General features: G+C 37.0%; 16 protein-coding genes. 11 read left to right on the top strand and 5 right to left on the bottom strand.

Annotation, left to right across the window (positions count from 1 at the left end):
* Positions 1 to 108 precede the first annotated feature (108 nt).
* The 4 genes from fabG (at position 109) to ACJJVM_RS02285 (ending at position 4,317) form a co-directional block, all read left to right on the top strand.
* Positions 109 to 855 carry a 3-oxoacyl-[acyl-carrier-protein] reductase gene (fabG, locus tag ACJJVM_RS02300; protein ID WP_405210673.1) on the top strand — a complete coding sequence of 249 codons (747 nt, stop codon included), beginning with the start codon at positions 109 to 111 and terminating at the stop codon, positions 853 to 855.
* A gap of 37 nt (positions 856 to 892) precedes the next feature.
* Positions 893 to 2,926 carry a VWA domain-containing protein gene (locus tag ACJJVM_RS02295; protein WP_405210672.1) on the top strand — a complete coding sequence of 678 codons (2,034 nt, stop codon included), beginning with the start codon at positions 893 to 895 and terminating at the stop codon, positions 2,924 to 2,926.
* A 21-nt stretch (positions 2,927 to 2,947) separates the two neighbouring features.
* A complete protein-coding gene (locus ACJJVM_RS02290) occupies positions 2,948 to 3,763 on the top strand; it encodes a prohibitin family protein (protein WP_298350259.1) in 816 nt (271 codons plus the stop codon).
* Between the two features lie 104 nt (positions 3,764 to 3,867).
* Positions 3,868 to 4,317: a PepSY-like domain-containing protein gene (locus ACJJVM_RS02285; protein WP_299149392.1), complete on the top strand. Its 450-nt coding sequence runs from the start codon at positions 3,868 to 3,870 to the stop codon at positions 4,315 to 4,317.
* A 34-nt stretch (positions 4,318 to 4,351) separates the two neighbouring features.
* On the opposite strand, the gene ACJJVM_RS02280 is transcribed toward ACJJVM_RS02285, so the two are convergent.
* Positions 4,352 to 4,981, bottom strand: coding sequence for a hypothetical protein (locus ACJJVM_RS02280; protein ID WP_405210671.1), 630 nt, complete (start codon positions 4,979 to 4,981; stop codon positions 4,352 to 4,354).
* Positions 4,981 to 5,670, bottom strand: a complete 690-nt coding sequence (locus ACJJVM_RS02275; RefSeq protein WP_299149394.1) for an OmpA family protein — start codon at positions 5,668 to 5,670, stop codon at positions 4,981 to 4,983. The genes ACJJVM_RS02280 and ACJJVM_RS02275 overlap by 1 nt, the downstream gene beginning before the upstream one ends.
* A gap of 283 nt (positions 5,671 to 5,953) precedes the next feature.
* Here ACJJVM_RS02275 and hisG point away from each other — a divergent pair, with 283 nt between their 5' ends.
* Genes hisG through ACJJVM_RS02240 form a run of 7 tightly spaced genes read left to right on the top strand, consistent with a single transcriptional unit; the run spans position 5,954 to position 12,152 of the window.
* The gene (hisG, locus tag ACJJVM_RS02270) at positions 5,954 to 6,814 is read left to right on the top strand and encodes an ATP phosphoribosyltransferase (protein ID WP_035336777.1); all 861 of its coding nucleotides are present in this window, start codon (positions 5,954 to 5,956) and stop codon (positions 6,812 to 6,814) included.
* A 12-nt stretch (positions 6,815 to 6,826) separates the two neighbouring features.
* A complete protein-coding gene (hisD, locus tag ACJJVM_RS02265) occupies positions 6,827 to 8,110 on the top strand; it encodes a histidinol dehydrogenase (protein WP_405210670.1) in 1,284 nt (427 codons plus the stop codon).
* A 32-nt stretch (positions 8,111 to 8,142) separates the two neighbouring features.
* A complete protein-coding gene (gene hisC, locus ACJJVM_RS02260; protein WP_405210669.1) occupies positions 8,143 to 9,189 on the top strand; it encodes a histidinol-phosphate transaminase in 1,047 nt (348 codons plus the stop codon).
* The gene (gene hisB, locus ACJJVM_RS02255; RefSeq protein ID WP_396596684.1) at positions 9,189 to 10,325 is read left to right on the top strand and encodes a bifunctional histidinol-phosphatase/imidazoleglycerol-phosphate dehydratase HisB; all 1,137 of its coding nucleotides are present in this window, start codon (positions 9,189 to 9,191) and stop codon (positions 10,323 to 10,325) included. The genes hisC and hisB overlap by 1 nt, the downstream gene beginning before the upstream one ends.
* On the top strand, positions 10,325 to 10,906 hold the full coding sequence (gene hisH / locus ACJJVM_RS02250; RefSeq protein ID WP_021778957.1) for an imidazole glycerol phosphate synthase subunit HisH: 582 nt from the start codon (positions 10,325 to 10,327) through the stop codon (positions 10,904 to 10,906). Before hisB ends, hisH begins: the two co-directional genes overlap by 1 nt.
* Positions 10,903 to 11,625 carry a 1-(5-phosphoribosyl)-5-[(5-phosphoribosylamino)methylideneamino]imidazole-4-carboxamide isomerase gene (gene hisA / locus ACJJVM_RS02245; protein ID WP_405210668.1) on the top strand — a complete coding sequence of 241 codons (723 nt, stop codon included), beginning with the start codon at positions 10,903 to 10,905 and terminating at the stop codon, positions 11,623 to 11,625. The genes hisH and hisA overlap by 4 nt, the downstream gene beginning before the upstream one ends.
* 11 nt (positions 11,626 to 11,636) lie before the next feature.
* The gene (locus ACJJVM_RS02240; protein ID WP_405210667.1) at positions 11,637 to 12,152 is read left to right on the top strand and encodes a DinB family protein; all 516 of its coding nucleotides are present in this window, start codon (positions 11,637 to 11,639) and stop codon (positions 12,150 to 12,152) included.
* On the opposite strand, the gene ACJJVM_RS02235 is transcribed toward ACJJVM_RS02240, so the two are convergent.
* Genes ACJJVM_RS02235 through ACJJVM_RS02225 form a run of 3 tightly spaced genes read right to left on the bottom strand, consistent with a single transcriptional unit; the run spans position 12,149 to position 13,906 of the window.
* On the bottom strand, positions 12,149 to 12,994 hold the full coding sequence (locus ACJJVM_RS02235; RefSeq protein WP_405210666.1) for an alpha/beta hydrolase: 846 nt from the start codon (positions 12,992 to 12,994) through the stop codon (positions 12,149 to 12,151). The genes ACJJVM_RS02240 and ACJJVM_RS02235 overlap by 4 nt on opposite strands.
* Before the next feature lie 5 nt (positions 12,995 to 12,999).
* The gene (locus ACJJVM_RS02230) at positions 13,000 to 13,359 is read right to left on the bottom strand and encodes a cupin domain-containing protein (RefSeq protein ID WP_405210665.1); all 360 of its coding nucleotides are present in this window, start codon (positions 13,357 to 13,359) and stop codon (positions 13,000 to 13,002) included.
* Position 13,360: 1 nt separating this feature from the next.
* On the bottom strand, positions 13,361 to 13,906 hold the full coding sequence (locus ACJJVM_RS02225; RefSeq protein WP_405210664.1) for a hypothetical protein: 546 nt from the start codon (positions 13,904 to 13,906) through the stop codon (positions 13,361 to 13,363).
* Positions 13,907 to 13,939: the final 33 nt, after the last annotated feature.

The following is a 13,939-nucleotide window of genomic DNA, read 5'->3' as shown; positions in this document are numbered from 1 at the left end:
TATAAATAAGTGGGGTATTACGCTTTCGCGAAAGCGTAATAAAGAATATGTTAAGTATACCGAGCACTTATTATAAAAACAAAACAGCCAACAGACACAATATTTATAATGAAATTACTAGAGGGAAAAACAGCCATTATTACAGGTGCTAGCCGTGGTATAGGAAAAGGAATAGCAGAGGTTTTTGCACAACACGGAGCAAATGTAGCTTTTACATACAGCTCATCATCTGCCGCGGCAGATGAGCTTGAGAAAAGCTTAGAAGGATCTGGAGTAAAGGTAAAAGGATATAAAAGTAACGCTGCAGATTTTGAGCAGGCACAAGAGCTTGTAAAAAATGTGCTTGAAGATTTTGGCGCGATTGATATCTTGATAAACAACGCAGGTATCACAAAAGATAATCTCCTTATGCGTATGTCTGAAGAAGATTTTGATAAAGTGATAGAAGTAAACCTTAAGTCTATTTTTAATATGACTAAGGCTGTACAGCGCACAATGCTTAAGGCTCGTAAGGGAAGTATCATAAATATGAGCTCTGTAGTAGGAGTAAAAGGTAATGCTGGGCAGGCAAACTATGCAGCATCAAAGGCAGGTATGATAGGTTTTTCAAAATCTATGGCACTAGAGCTAGGTTCTCGTAACATACGTACTAACGTGATTGCACCAGGATTTATCGAGACAGAAATGACAGGTAAGCTAGATGAGGCTACTGTTGCATCGTGGAGAGATGCTATACCGCTTAAACGTGGTGGAAGCCCAGAAGATATTGCAAACGCTTGTGTATTTTTAGCAAGTGATATGAGTGCCTACATCACAGGTCAAGTGATTAATGTAGATGGAGGGATGCTTACCTAAAACAAGGTAAAACTCAATATAATTTAGTCATATACTATTGCAAACAGAGACACTATTATTAATTATTGGAGCTGCTATTCTCTCACTGGGAGTAGCGGTTTTTCAATATTTCTATCGTGTTAAATATAAAAGTAAGCGCAATCGCGTTTATACATTTTTACGATTTTTAACCATTTTTGGCTTACTGCTTTTACTTATCAACCCTAAGTATGAGCAAGTATCTTACTACACAGAGAAGCCTTCACTGGCTGTCGCTGTAGATAATTCTTCTAGTATTGCCCACCTTGGTTATGATGGTGTGTCTCAAGATGTGATATCCCGCTTTCGCGAAAGCGAAAAACTCAACGATGCTTTTGATATTCAGTACTATCAATTTGGAGATGATTTTAATTCACTAGATTCCCTTTCATTTACTAATAAGCAGACTAATATCTCAAACGCTTTGCGTGGTCTTGAAGATATTTATACAACAGATGTAGCTCCGGTAATTTTACTCTCTGATGGTAATCAAACCTATGGTGAGGCCTACCAGTATGTTGCTCAAAATTACAATCAACAAGTGTATCCTGTTGTACTGGGAGACACTATCATTTATGATGATCTTAAGCTGGGACAGATCAATGTAAATAGGTATGCTTATATAAATAATAAATTTCCTGTTGAGATATTTGCCACATATAACGGTGAGGGGACTATAAACTCTACTTTATCTGTGCGTTCTGGCGGGAAGGTGCTTCATCGAGAGTCTGTAAATTTTAGCCCAGAAAAAGCATCACAAATTTTTAATATAGAAGTCCCTGCAACACAAGTAGGAGTGAGACAATATAGTGTGAGTCTTGTGCCTGTTGCAAGTGAGAAGAATAAAAGCAATAACTATAAAAACTTTGCGATAGAGGTTATAGATCAAAAAACGAATGTACTTCTTATAAGTAATATAGTTCACCCAGATGTGGGAATGCTCAAAAAGAGTATTGAGAGTAATAGATTGCGCACGGTTACCTTCACAAAACCATCAGACGCGGTTTCTAAAATAAATGAGTATGAACTTATTATACTCTATCAACCAGACGCAAGCTTTAATGATGTCTATAAACAACTAGAAACACTAGCTAAAAATAGTATAACAATAACTGGAGAGCACACTGGCTGGAATGCTATAAATAAATTTCAAAAAACAATCATACAAGAGATTACAGGTCAAACAGAAGAAGTACAAGCTCGGCTTAATCCTAACTTTTCTGCATTTGTAATTGAAGATATAGGTTTTGACGATTTCCCACCTTTAGTAGCGGCCTTTGGAGAGACTCGTTTTAATACAAAAGCAGACATTGCTTTATCACAAAGTATAGGCCTTGTAGAGACTAATCAACCACTTATAGCCACAACAGAAGATAGTGGAAGAAGAGAGGTATATATATTAGGAGAAGGTTTATGGAAGTGGCGAGCACAGAGTTTTGTAGACAAGCGTGATTTCAAATCTTTTGATAATTTTATAGATAATCTAGTACAATATGCTGCTTCAAACAAGAAGAAAAGTAGACTTAACTTAGATTATGAGTCGTTTTACTATGGCAATAAAGCAGTGATGCTTTATGCACAGTACTTTGATAAAAATTACAATTTTGATGCAAGGGCTAAGGTGTCTATAAAAGTGATAAACCAGGAGTCAAAAAAGCTTACAGAGATTCCATTATTACTTAAAAAGAACACCTATCAGGTAGATATGAATAATCTTGAGCCTGGAAGTTATAAGTTTACCGTATCTGTAGCAGATCAAGGTATCGCGCGTTCTGGATCTTTTACAATTGTTCCTTTTGATATAGAGCAACAATTTTTAAATGCAAATGTAACACAGCTACAACTTCTAGCGTCTCATACAGATGGCGGTTTATATAACCCTGTAAGTTTAGATAAACTTATAACGTCGCTCATTGCAGATAATAGATATAAACCTATACAGAAGAGTACAAAAAATAGTGTACCTTTTATAGACTGGAAATTACTACTTGCAATTTTGGCATTATTGCTCGCTTTGGAGTGGTTTATGCGCAAGTATAATGGACTTACTTAAAATCAAAATTAAAAATTAGCTATGGAAAAATTACCTAAAATTGGAGTGCCTGTCGTAATAGGCCTCGTTATTCTACTCGTGATTATCACAAAATCTGCCATCACAATAGACTCTGGAGAGGCGGGCGTGTTGTATAAAACATTTGGCGGTGGTGTGGTAACAGATGAGCCACCACTAGGAGAAGGATTTCATCTAGTAGCCCCTTGGAACAAGGTGTACGTTTATGAAGTGCGTCGTCAAGAGCTTTTTGAAAAAATGAAAGTACTATCTTCAAACGGACTAGATATACAACTAGACGCATCTGCTTGGTACAAGCCTAGATATACAGATGTAGGGAAGTTGCACCAAGAGATAGGTGAAGACTACTTACAACGTATCTTATTGCCTACTATACGATCTGCAGCGAGATCTGTTGTGGGGCGTTATACGCCAGAGCAGTTATATTCTTCTAAGAGAGATGCGATACAGTCAGAAATTTTTGAAGAAACAAAGAAGATTATAAAGGATCAGTACATCGAGCTAGATGAGATACTAGTAAGAGATGTAACCCTGCCAAATACAATTAAAGAAGCTATCGAGCGAAAATTAAAGCAAGAGCAAGAGTCTCTTGAGTATGAGTTCCGCCTAGTAACAGCTACAAAAGAGGCAGAAAAAGTACGTATAGAAGCACAAGGTAAGGCAGATGCAAACAAGATTCTTAGTGCGTCACTTACAGATAAGATTCTACAAGATAAAGGTATTGATGCAACAATAGAGTTATCAAAATCTCCAAATTCTAAGGTGATAGTTGTAGGTTCTGGTGAATCTGGACTACCATTAATTTTAGGAAATAATTAGAATACTCTCTAAAATTATATGAAAGTGTTAAGATGACGCTTTCGCGAAAGCTTATATCTTTACAGTCTACTCGTCATAATGGGTAGATTGTAAAGATTTTTTTTATGTTTAAATATCAGAAAGTACTTTTATTATTTGGCTTTATACTCGCAGTGAGTTGTGGTCAAAAAGTTGAAAGTCAAAATAGTAAGAAAGGATATGCACCAGAGGCTGTAAAGGCGACATTTCAAGCCAAATATCCAGGAGAGAATGATCCAGACTGGCACGTAGACTCAAATGGAAACTATGAGTCAAGATTTAGAATAGACGGTATAAGGCACCGTGCAGACTTTAACCCAAATGGTGCGTGGATAGAAACAGAGGTGAGTATTGAAAAAGATGAGCTACCTAAGGCAGTAAGAAAGGCTATAGATAAAGACTACAGTCACGAGAAAATCACAGAGATAGAACGTGTACAGAGCGCTGAAAAAGGGCTGTTTTATGACGTAGAGTTTAAGAGAAAAGGTAAAAATAAAGATGTAGAGTTTAATGAGGCAGGGGAGAAGATTAACTAGTTTCCTGTTTGTATTCTATAAAAAAAACCACCTACTAGGTGGTTTTTTCATTCATAATCTTCTTTTTTGAGTTCTCAGTATTTACATTTTCTAGTTGTGCAGTCGCGGTTAGTAGCTTTGCTTTTGCAACCCATCTGTCCTTTTTAATTCTATCGGGAAAGAATTTTATAAGCTTTGTCACAGCCAGAATGTCTTCATTATTAAAACGGCTTATTTGCTCAAATGTATAAATACCTAACTCGTTAAGTTTTTCTTCAGTATAAGGTCCTATACCTGTTATTTTTTGTAAATCATTGCGCTCCTCGATAGTAGCTTTACCTATACGTTCATAACTTATAGGATCTTTGACGTCTGACTTTATAAGTTTTTCGGTAAGTACATCTTCAGAAAAGGCTCTATTTCGTATTTGAAGATGTTCAAACTCCTCATCCATACGATCTTTTCTAAAAACACCATCTGCCTTTCTATCTAGTTCATCTTGGAGATTGTTAAGCTTGTTTGAAAGTTTTGCAACCTCATCTTTGTGCGCTTGTAGTTTACGTTTTGCTTTAACCTTATTAGATAGCTGTGCGCCTGTATAACCTATTATAAATGCAACAAGCGTCATAACAAAGGTCTCTATGTATGCGATAGGTATTGATATGGCCTCTTGTAATACGAGCATTAATCTACTATAATTTCTATTCTATTGTTTTGACGGCGTCCAGATACAGTATTATTAGACGCTATAGGTTCTTCTTCACCTCTAGAGGTGGCTGTAATTTTACTGCGAGGGATTCCTCTTCTGGCGGTAAGATACCATTTTATCTGTCTAGACTTCTTTAATCCTGTCGTAAAATTGTCTCGATCACTCCCTACATTATCAGTATGACCTAGTATGGTAACTTTTTTATTGGGATTATTTTTGAGTAGTTGTTTAAGTTCAGAAGCATAAGCTACGAGCTCTTTGTCTAGTATAAGATCTGTATTGTTGTATCTAGGGTAAAACACTTTACTTGAAAATGATGGTCCATCTGGAATGTCAAATTCATTTTCAAAAGTAATTATAGGTTCGTCCTTTGTTATGTCTATCGTATCGCTAATAGCGATAGATTTTTGAATCTCCTCTGCTAATAATATTGATGCTTCGCGATCAATGTGCGTGTTTGTAGTGCTATCTATATGTAGCTCGTTTGTGATACTCTTACTTTTATTAATTTTTCCAGTATTGGCAGCGTTGAGTTTAACTTGAGACTCACGAGTAGATGTGGAGTCTAGATCTGCTACAGATGGAGATGTCCTAGTACTTACGTAGTAAATACACGTAAATGACCAAAGCAAAAAAACAAGGAAGGCCCCCAAAAATCCTTTCATAGTAACATATCTGTGCTTTAATTATAATTTTTAAAGCGCTATTTCAAATCTACTAAAAAGTTACGTGTGTTAAGTAATTATTAAATCAGTTTATTCACTTGTTTTTAACAAAAGACTTCTTAAATTTGCTACAGAAATGAAATTGAACAAAACACATCATCACCACACTACAGCAATCGCTCAAGCGAGGTAGTTTGGTATGTAAATAAATCATATAAAACCCGTTTGAGATACTCAAACGGGTTTTTTCTTTTTTGGGTACTTTAAACACAAACCAACAAAAATGAGTCAAAAAATTAGAATTGCTATTCAAAAGTCTGGACGCCTTAATGAGGAATCTCTACAACTATTAAAAAATTGTGGTGTTTCTATTGATAACGGTAAAGATCAACTCAAAGCAACTGCTAGAAATTTTCCGCTAGAAGTTTTATACTTACGTAATGGTGATATCCCACAATACTTAAGAGACGGAGTGGTAGATATCGCAATACTTGGAGAAAATACTCTTATAGAAAAAGGAAAGGATCTTCCTATTATAGAGAGACTAGGTTTTTCAAAATGCAAGGTGTCACTAGCAATCCCAAAAGGACAAGAATACAACTCTGTAAAAGATCTTGAAGGTAAGCGCATTGCAACTTCATATCCTAATACAGTAAGAGAATATCTAGCCGAAAAAGGTGTAAACGCAGAGCTACACATCATTAACGGTTCGGTAGAAATTGCTCCAAATATTGGACTTGCAGATGCTATCTGTGATATAGTTTCTAGCGGTAGTACATTATTTAAAAATAATCTTAAGGAAGTAGAGCAAATGCTCACTTCTGAGGCTGTTCTTACTGCATCACCTACTATTTCTGATGAGCGTAAGGAGCTATTAGAAACGCTTAAATTCCGTATACAATCTGTACTTGCAGGACAACGCAGTAAGTATGTACTTATGAATGTGCCAGATGCAAAGCTTGATGATGTTATCGCAATGCTTCCAGGTATGAGAAGTCCTACGGTTTTACCACTAGCACAAGAAGGCTGGAGTAGTGTACACTCAGTAATAAATAAAGATAGCTTTTGGGATGTGATAGATAATCTCAAAAAAGCAGGTGCAGAAGGAATACTTGTATGCCCAATCGAAAAAATGGTGCTATAATTTTACGTTGCTATGAATAAGATTTATAATCCAGAAAGAAGTGAGTGGGCAGAAATTCTAAAAAGACCTACTCAAACTGTAGATGATATAGAAGCCACCGTCACCGATATTTTTAAGGAAGTAAAGGAGAAAGGAGATACAGCGGTTGCAAAATACACAAGTATCTTTGATAATGTGACTCTTGAGAGCACAGCAGTAACTGATACAGAAATAGAGGAAGCGCAAGAGCTTATATCTACCGAGTTAAAGGAAGCCATACAACTTGCAAAAGGTAATATTGAACGTTTTCACACAGCTCAAAAAACAGAGAGAGTAGCTATTGCTACTACAGAAGGTGTAGATTGCTGGCAAGAAAAAAGGCCTATTCAAAAAGTTGGGCTTTATATACCGGGAGGTACAGCGCCATTATTTTCTACCATCTTAATGCTTGCAACGCCAGCAAATATCGCTGGTTGTAAAGAGATTGTATTATGCACACCACCAGATATAGAAGGAAAGGTAAACCCTGCCATTCTTTATACAGCAAAGCTGAGCGGAGTAACAAAAATCTTTAAAGTAGGAGGTATTCAGGCTATTGCTGCGATGACCTTTGGTACAGAGAGCGTTCCTCAAGTTTATAAAATATTTGGACCAGGTAATCAGTTTGTGACTGTTGCAAAACAGCTTGCTACAAAGCACGGTGTAGCTATAGATATGCCAGCAGGCCCATCAGAATTACTTGTTGTGGCAGATGATGCTGCTCAGGCAAGTTTTGTAGCTTCAGACTTATTAAGTCAGGCAGAGCACGGTGTTGATAGTCAGGTGATTTTGGTTTCTACTTCAAAGGATTTGATAGACGAGGTAGAAAAAGAAGTAGAAGAGCAGATGAGTACGCTTTCGCGAAAGCGTATTGCAGAAAAAGCTATTGATAATAGTAAGCTCATTTATGTAAAAGATGATGAGACGGCACTCGCGCTTATAGATGAGTACGGTCCAGAACACTTTATAGTTTGCACCTCAAATGATGACTACTATGTAGATAATATAGGTAATGCGGGATCTGTTTTCATAGGCAACTATACTCCAGAAAGCGCGGGAGATTATGCATCTGGTACAAACCACACCTTACCTACAAACGGTTATGCTAAGCAGTACAGCGGTGTAAATCTAGATAGTTTTATGAAGTCTATGACATTTCAAAAAATATCTGAAACTGGAATAAAAAATATAGGTCGTGCTATAGAACTTATGGCAGAGGCAGAGGGTCTTGATGCTCATAAAAATGCGGTAACTCTTAGACTTAACGCATTAAAATAAAGCAGTAAAGATTATTAAGTACGTATAGCACAATGAACAAATTTGACATAAATAAGCTCGTTAGAGCAAATGTTGCAAGGATGAAACCGTACTCTTCTGCGCGAGATGAGTTTACAGATTTTGATAAAGAAATGGTTTTTCTAGATGCAAACGAAAACCCTTTTAATAATGGCGTAAACCGTTATCCAGACCCGCAACAGCGTAGTTTAAAGAGTTTGATAGCCTCTCAAAAAAAGGTCTCAGAATCTCAGATTTTACTAGGTAATGGAAGCGACGAGGTGCTCGATCTTATTTTTAGAGCATTCTGTAATCCTGGAGTAGATGGTATTATAACGGTACCACCTACTTACGGTATGTATAATGTACTGGCAGGTACAAATGACGTAGCAAATACAGAGGTACTTCTTACCGAAGATTTCCAACTGGATACTAAAGGTATTCTGAATGCTGTGAGTGATACTACAAAGCTCATTTTTATATGCTCACCAAACAACCCTACGGGTAATATGATCAAACCAGATCTTATTATTGAGGTGTTAGAAAACTTTAATGGGTTAGTAGTTCTTGATGAGGCATATATAGATTTTGCAGCAGCAGAGAGTTGGATATCACAGTTAGAAAATTATCCTAACCTTGTAATCACTCAAACGCTTTCTAAGGCTTACGGTCTTGCTGGTATACGTCTAGGTTTATGCTTTGCAAGTAAAGAAGTTATTGCGATTCTTAATAAAATTAAGCCTCCTTATAATGTAAATGCATTAACGCAAAATCGCGCTTACGATAGATTGAGCGATTTACGTATGATTCATAATGAGGTAGATACCTTACTTGATAATAGAAAAACACTAGCAGCTGTGCTTAAAGATGTGGCTTTTGTGGAAAAAGTATATCCGTCTGACGCAAATTTTATTTTAACTAAAGTAGACGATGCAAACAAGCGTTATAACCAGCTTATAGAAAAAGGAATAGTTGTGCGCAATCGCAGCTCACAGGCGCTTTGTGAGAACACACTACGTTTTACAGTAGGGACCAAAGAAGAAAATACAACACTAATAAACGCATTAAATACAATACAGTAATGGCAAAAAAAGTACTTTTTATCGACCGCGATGGTACAATGATTAAAGAAACGGTAGATGAACAAATCGATGCGTTTGAAAAAATGATTTTTTACCCTAAGTGTTTTACTTGGTTAGGTAAGATTGCTCAAGAGCTCGATTATGAGCTAGTGATGATCACAAATCAAGATGGTTTAGGTACAGATTCTTTTCCAGAAGATACATTCTGGCCAGTGCACAACTTCATTATGAAGTCTTTTGAAAATGAAGGTGTTGTTTTTGATAATGTATTTTTAGATAGAACTTTTCCGCACGAAAATAAAGACACTAGAAAGCCTGGGACCGGTTTACTTACACAATACTTTTCTGAGGAGTATGATCTCAAAAACTCTTTTGTAATAGGTGATAGGCTTACAGATATGCAACTAGCGACAAATCTGGGAGCCAAAGGAATCTATATAAATGATAACACAAACCTCGGTACTGGTGAGATTACCATATCTGAAGATGAGCTCAATAAAGACATTGCGCTAGAGACAAACGACTGGCAAAAAATATACGAGTTTTTAAAATTAGAAAGTCGTGTTGCTACGCTTGCGCGAAAAACTAATGAGACAGACATAAACATCACCCTTAACCTAGACGGTACGGGTAAATCTAGCATAGATACAGGTCTAGCTTTCTTTGACCATATGCTTGACCAGATAGCGCGTCACGGGCAAATGGATCTAGACATCCAAGTAAAAGGAGACCTAGAAGTAGATGAGCACCACACTATAGAAGACACGGCAATTGCACTAGGAGAAGTGTTTGCCATTGCTTTAGGTAATAAATTAGGAATAGAGCGTTACGGTTTTTGCCTGCCTATGGATGACTGTCTTGCACAAGTTGCTATAGATTTTGGTGGTAGAAACTGGCTCGTATGGGAAGCAGATTTTAACCGTGAGATGATAGGTAAAATGCCTACGGAGATGTTTTACCACTTCTTTAAATCATTTACAGACGGTGCAAAGGCAAACCTAAATATTAAAGCCGAAGGAACAAACGAGCACCACAAGATTGAAGCTATCTTTAAGGCATTTGCAAAAGCGATTAAAGTAGCTGTAAAGCGTGATGCAGATAAAATGATTCTTCCATCTACAAAAGGAATGTTATAATGAAAATTGTGATCATTAATTATGGTGCTGGAAATATCCAGAGCATAAAATTTGCGATAGAGCGTCTTGGTTATCAAGCCGTTTTAAGTGATAGTGAAGAAGAAATACGTAGTGCAGATAAGGTCATTTTTCCTGGAGTAGGAGAGGCGAGTAGTGCTATGAGTAAATTACGAGAGACTGGTCTTGATAAAGTGATTCCTACACTCACACAGCCTGTGCTGGGTATCTGTCTGGGTATGCAATTAATGTGTACAGGTTCAGAAGAAGGAGATACTATAGGTCTTGATATTTTTAATGTAGATGTAGTACGCTTTCGCGAAAGCGTAAAAGTCCCACAAATACAGTGGAACACCATTAATAATCTATCATCACCACTTTTTAATCAAGTAGCCGAAGATTCTTTTATATATATGGTGCACAGTTTTTATGCTCCCGTAGTAGAAGATACAATTGCGACTACTACGTACGGACTTCCTTATAGTAGTGCTCTTGCCAAAAATAATTTTTATGGAACCCAGTTCCACCCAGAAAAAAGTAGCGCTGTAGGAGAGCAAATACTTAAAAACTTTTTAGAATTATGAGAATAATACCTGCTATAGATATCATAGATGGTAATTGTGTGCGTCTCTCAAAGGGAGATTATAATACAAAGAAAATATATAATGAAAATCCGCTGGAGGTTGCAAAGCAGTTTGAGGCACACGGGATCACGCATTTACACCTTGTAGATCTAGATGGCGCAAAAAGCAAGCACATTGTAAACCATAAAATCCTTGAGCAAATAGCTACAAAGACTGCGTTAAAAGTAGACTTTGGAGGAGGTCTTAAAACAGACGAAGATTTACGCATTGCCTTTGAGAGCGGAGCTTCTCAAATAACTGGTGGTAGTATTGCTGTGAAAAATCCAGACACGTTTAAAAGCTGGTTGTCAAAATATGGCAGTGATAATATTATCTTGGGAGCAGATGCTCATCATCGTAAAATTGCTATCTCTGGCTGGCTAGAGGAGTCTGATGATGATGTGGTGGAGTTTATAAACGCTTATCAAAAAGAAGGTGTCTCTTATGTAATCTGTACAGATATAAGCAAAGACGGTATGCTAGAAGGGCCTAGTTTTGACTTATATCAAGAAATACTTGCTAGCACACCAGATTTAAAACTTATTGCTTCTGGAGGAATTTCTACCTTTGACGAGTTGCCAAAGCTTGCAGAGATGGGCTGTGAGGGAACCATTATAGGGAAGGCGATCTATGAGAATAGAATCTCATTGAAGCAACTAGAAGATTTTATACTAAGTTAGAATGTATAGATATGATTAATACTTGGCATCAAGATTTTAAGGACAATGCTATTTTTAGACTAGAAGAGAATGTGCGTATGATAAGTATTGCGCTTTCTAAAGTGGTAGAAGAGGAGCTGTGGACAAAGCAAAACCAGAGTCTCAATACACTTGGTAACCAGTTATTACATATCTGTGGGAATATGACACAATATATCGTTTCTGGACTAGGCGGTAATCCAGATGAGCGTAATAGAGAAGAGGAGTTTAATACTGAAGATGGTTTTACAAAAGATGAGTTGCTACAACGACTTTTACTTACGGTTCAAACTTCTACTACTATTATTGATGATGCTACACCAGAAAATCTTTTAAAAAAGAGAAACGTACAAGGTTTTGAGCTTTCTGGTACTGGTATCGTATTACACGCAGTTGAGCACTTCTCATATCACACGGGGCAGATCGCTATGCAAGTAAAACTTGTTATAGACCAGCCCCTTGGATTTTATGAGGGAATGAACTTAAACACCCTTAATGAAGAAGATTAAAAATCTTTCTTTAAAAATTTAATAATTTCAGATCTTACTTCCTCTTGATAGAGTGAGTGACCAAAACCTTCGGTCTCAATGTAGGTGCTTCCTTTCCAGTTTTTATGGATGTTTTGTGAGGCAGATACAGGAGTGATTTTATCAAACTTATCGTGGATTATTAAAGCCGGTAGGGTAAGCTCTTTTGCAAAGGCTGCGCCAGAAAAGCCTTTAAAACCAAAACCAAATAATTCCTTTACGAGCTGTTCAAGAGAATTCATCGTTCTATTGTTGAGTCCAAGTATAGCTCTATAACCTACCATTATCTCACTAAGCTCTGATGCAGATCCTAGTATTACTGCAGATGTAAATTGTGTAGGTTTATAAGTATACTGATGAAAAACCGTAGCTAGTCCACCTATAGAGTGCCCTATAATATGGTCCGGTTGGTATCGTTGTACAGCTTCTTCTATGGCTTTTGCATAACGAGGCACATTGAGCAATGTCCCTGTAGAGTTACCGTGAGCCGGTGCATCTATGGCATAGATGTCATAGTTTTCTTGCTGTAGTTCTTCCACTAGTTTAAACCAGCGATGCGTGTTGCTTTCCCAGCCGTGTATGAGAAGTACTTTTTTACCAGTGCCTTCCCAGCGATATGCTTGTAAATCACACGATCCAGAAGTAAAGCGCTCATAGGTAGCCTTATTAAGGTAATCTATTTGCTCACCATAAGGTTTTCCTTTGCGCGGAGTACAAAATATATTAAAAGCTTGCTGTGCCGCAGCTTTAGGGTTTGCTATACTTAGTGCGTTGATTTTTGCTCCTATTAATTTAGGAATAAATCTTTGTAAAGTCTTTTTCAAAATTTTTATTCTTCTCGGTGAACAGAATCTGGTGAAAACGCAGGAGTACAAATAGCCATATACTCACACTCTGCATCAAAGGGATTGCTGTATTGTACTCTCGTGTTACGATTGATCTTAATACTTTGCCCTGCGTGTAGTACAATAGTGTCTCCGCCTATAATAAACTGTTTTTTACCTTTTATGATATACGTGTACTCATCAAACTCTGGAGTTTGAAATGGCTCACTCCACCCAGGTGGAGCAATCATATGAGCGATGCTTATATCATTATTGCCATCTGTCGCTTTTCCCCAGTGCTCTTCTATGGTTTTACCATCTGTAGTAGGTACAATAAAAGGGCTTTTTTGAATCTTATAACTCATATTACCAGCTTATTTGAATATACTTGATAGGTGCATCATCAGGGATTTGAGTGAGTTCAACCTTGGTGGTTGTATCAAACATAAGCTCTGATGGCAAGTGTTTTTTATCAATAGTAAAATACACATCACTATCTTCTACAAGTACAACTATAGTAGATATAAGGTTTTCTATGCGCTTTATCTCGTGCCCATCTAGAATGTCCTTAAAGGTACTTTTTACAGTAACTCCACCTTCTGTCGTATAGCGCTCGTCATATAAACGTATGTAGTTTATTGTAGCATCAGAGTCGCCTGTGGTAGGTTCTAGTTCTAGTAGTTTTTTACCTCCTTTTTCAAAAACTGAGATGTACTGCACGGGTGCTTTTAGTTCTGTAGATCCATTTGCATCTACAAGACTATCATTTACAAAGGTAGTTTTGAGTTCGCTTACTTTTGTTGTTTTTGTAAGTGGTCCAACACCTTCATTTGTAATAGCAAAGTTTCCAGAGTTACTACAGCTACTAGCTATTAAACCTAGTATAGAAAGGGCGATTATATTTCTTTTCATAAGATTAAATTGAGGGTACACATTTGTTATGTG

It is taken from the genome of Dokdonia sp. Asnod2-E02, from assembly GCF_045063915.1.
Classification (GTDB): Bacteria; Bacteroidota; Bacteroidia; order Flavobacteriales; family Flavobacteriaceae; genus Dokdonia.
The sequence above is the reverse complement of the archived record's forward strand: the minus strand, read 5'-3'. Positions and strand labels throughout refer to the sequence as shown.

Excerpts from the sequence above, each read along its gene's own strand:
- fabG (WP_405210673.1), top strand. The coding sequence starts at position 109 with ATGAAATTACTAGAGGGAAAAACAGCCATTATTACAGGTGCTAGCCGT.
- ACJJVM_RS02290 (WP_298350259.1), top strand. The coding sequence starts at position 2,948 with ATGGAAAAATTACCTAAAATTGGAGTGCCTGTCGTAATAGGCCTCGTT.
- ACJJVM_RS02285 (WP_299149392.1), top strand. The coding sequence starts at position 3,868 with ATGTTTAAATATCAGAAAGTACTTTTATTATTTGGCTTTATACTCGCA.
- ACJJVM_RS02280 (WP_405210671.1), bottom strand. The coding sequence starts at position 4,981 with ATGCTCGTATTACAAGAGGCCATATCAATACCTATCGCATACATAGAG.
- ACJJVM_RS02275 (WP_299149394.1), bottom strand. The coding sequence starts at position 5,670 with ATGAAAGGATTTTTGGGGGCCTTCCTTGTTTTTTTGCTTTGGTCATTT.
- hisG (WP_035336777.1), top strand. The coding sequence starts at position 5,954 with ATGAGTCAAAAAATTAGAATTGCTATTCAAAAGTCTGGACGCCTTAAT.
- hisD (WP_405210670.1), top strand. The coding sequence starts at position 6,827 with ATGAATAAGATTTATAATCCAGAAAGAAGTGAGTGGGCAGAAATTCTA.
- hisC (WP_405210669.1), top strand. The coding sequence starts at position 8,143 with ATGAACAAATTTGACATAAATAAGCTCGTTAGAGCAAATGTTGCAAGG.
- hisB (WP_396596684.1), top strand. The coding sequence starts at position 9,189 with ATGGCAAAAAAAGTACTTTTTATCGACCGCGATGGTACAATGATTAAA.
- hisH (WP_021778957.1), top strand. The coding sequence starts at position 10,325 with ATGAAAATTGTGATCATTAATTATGGTGCTGGAAATATCCAGAGCATA.
- hisA (WP_405210668.1), top strand. The coding sequence starts at position 10,903 with ATGAGAATAATACCTGCTATAGATATCATAGATGGTAATTGTGTGCGT.
- ACJJVM_RS02240 (WP_405210667.1), top strand. The coding sequence starts at position 11,637 with ATGATTAATACTTGGCATCAAGATTTTAAGGACAATGCTATTTTTAGA.
- ACJJVM_RS02230 (WP_405210665.1), bottom strand. The coding sequence starts at position 13,359 with ATGAGTTATAAGATTCAAAAAAGCCCTTTTATTGTACCTACTACAGAT.
- ACJJVM_RS02225 (WP_405210664.1), bottom strand. The coding sequence starts at position 13,906 with ATGAAAAGAAATATAATCGCCCTTTCTATACTAGGTTTAATAGCTAGT.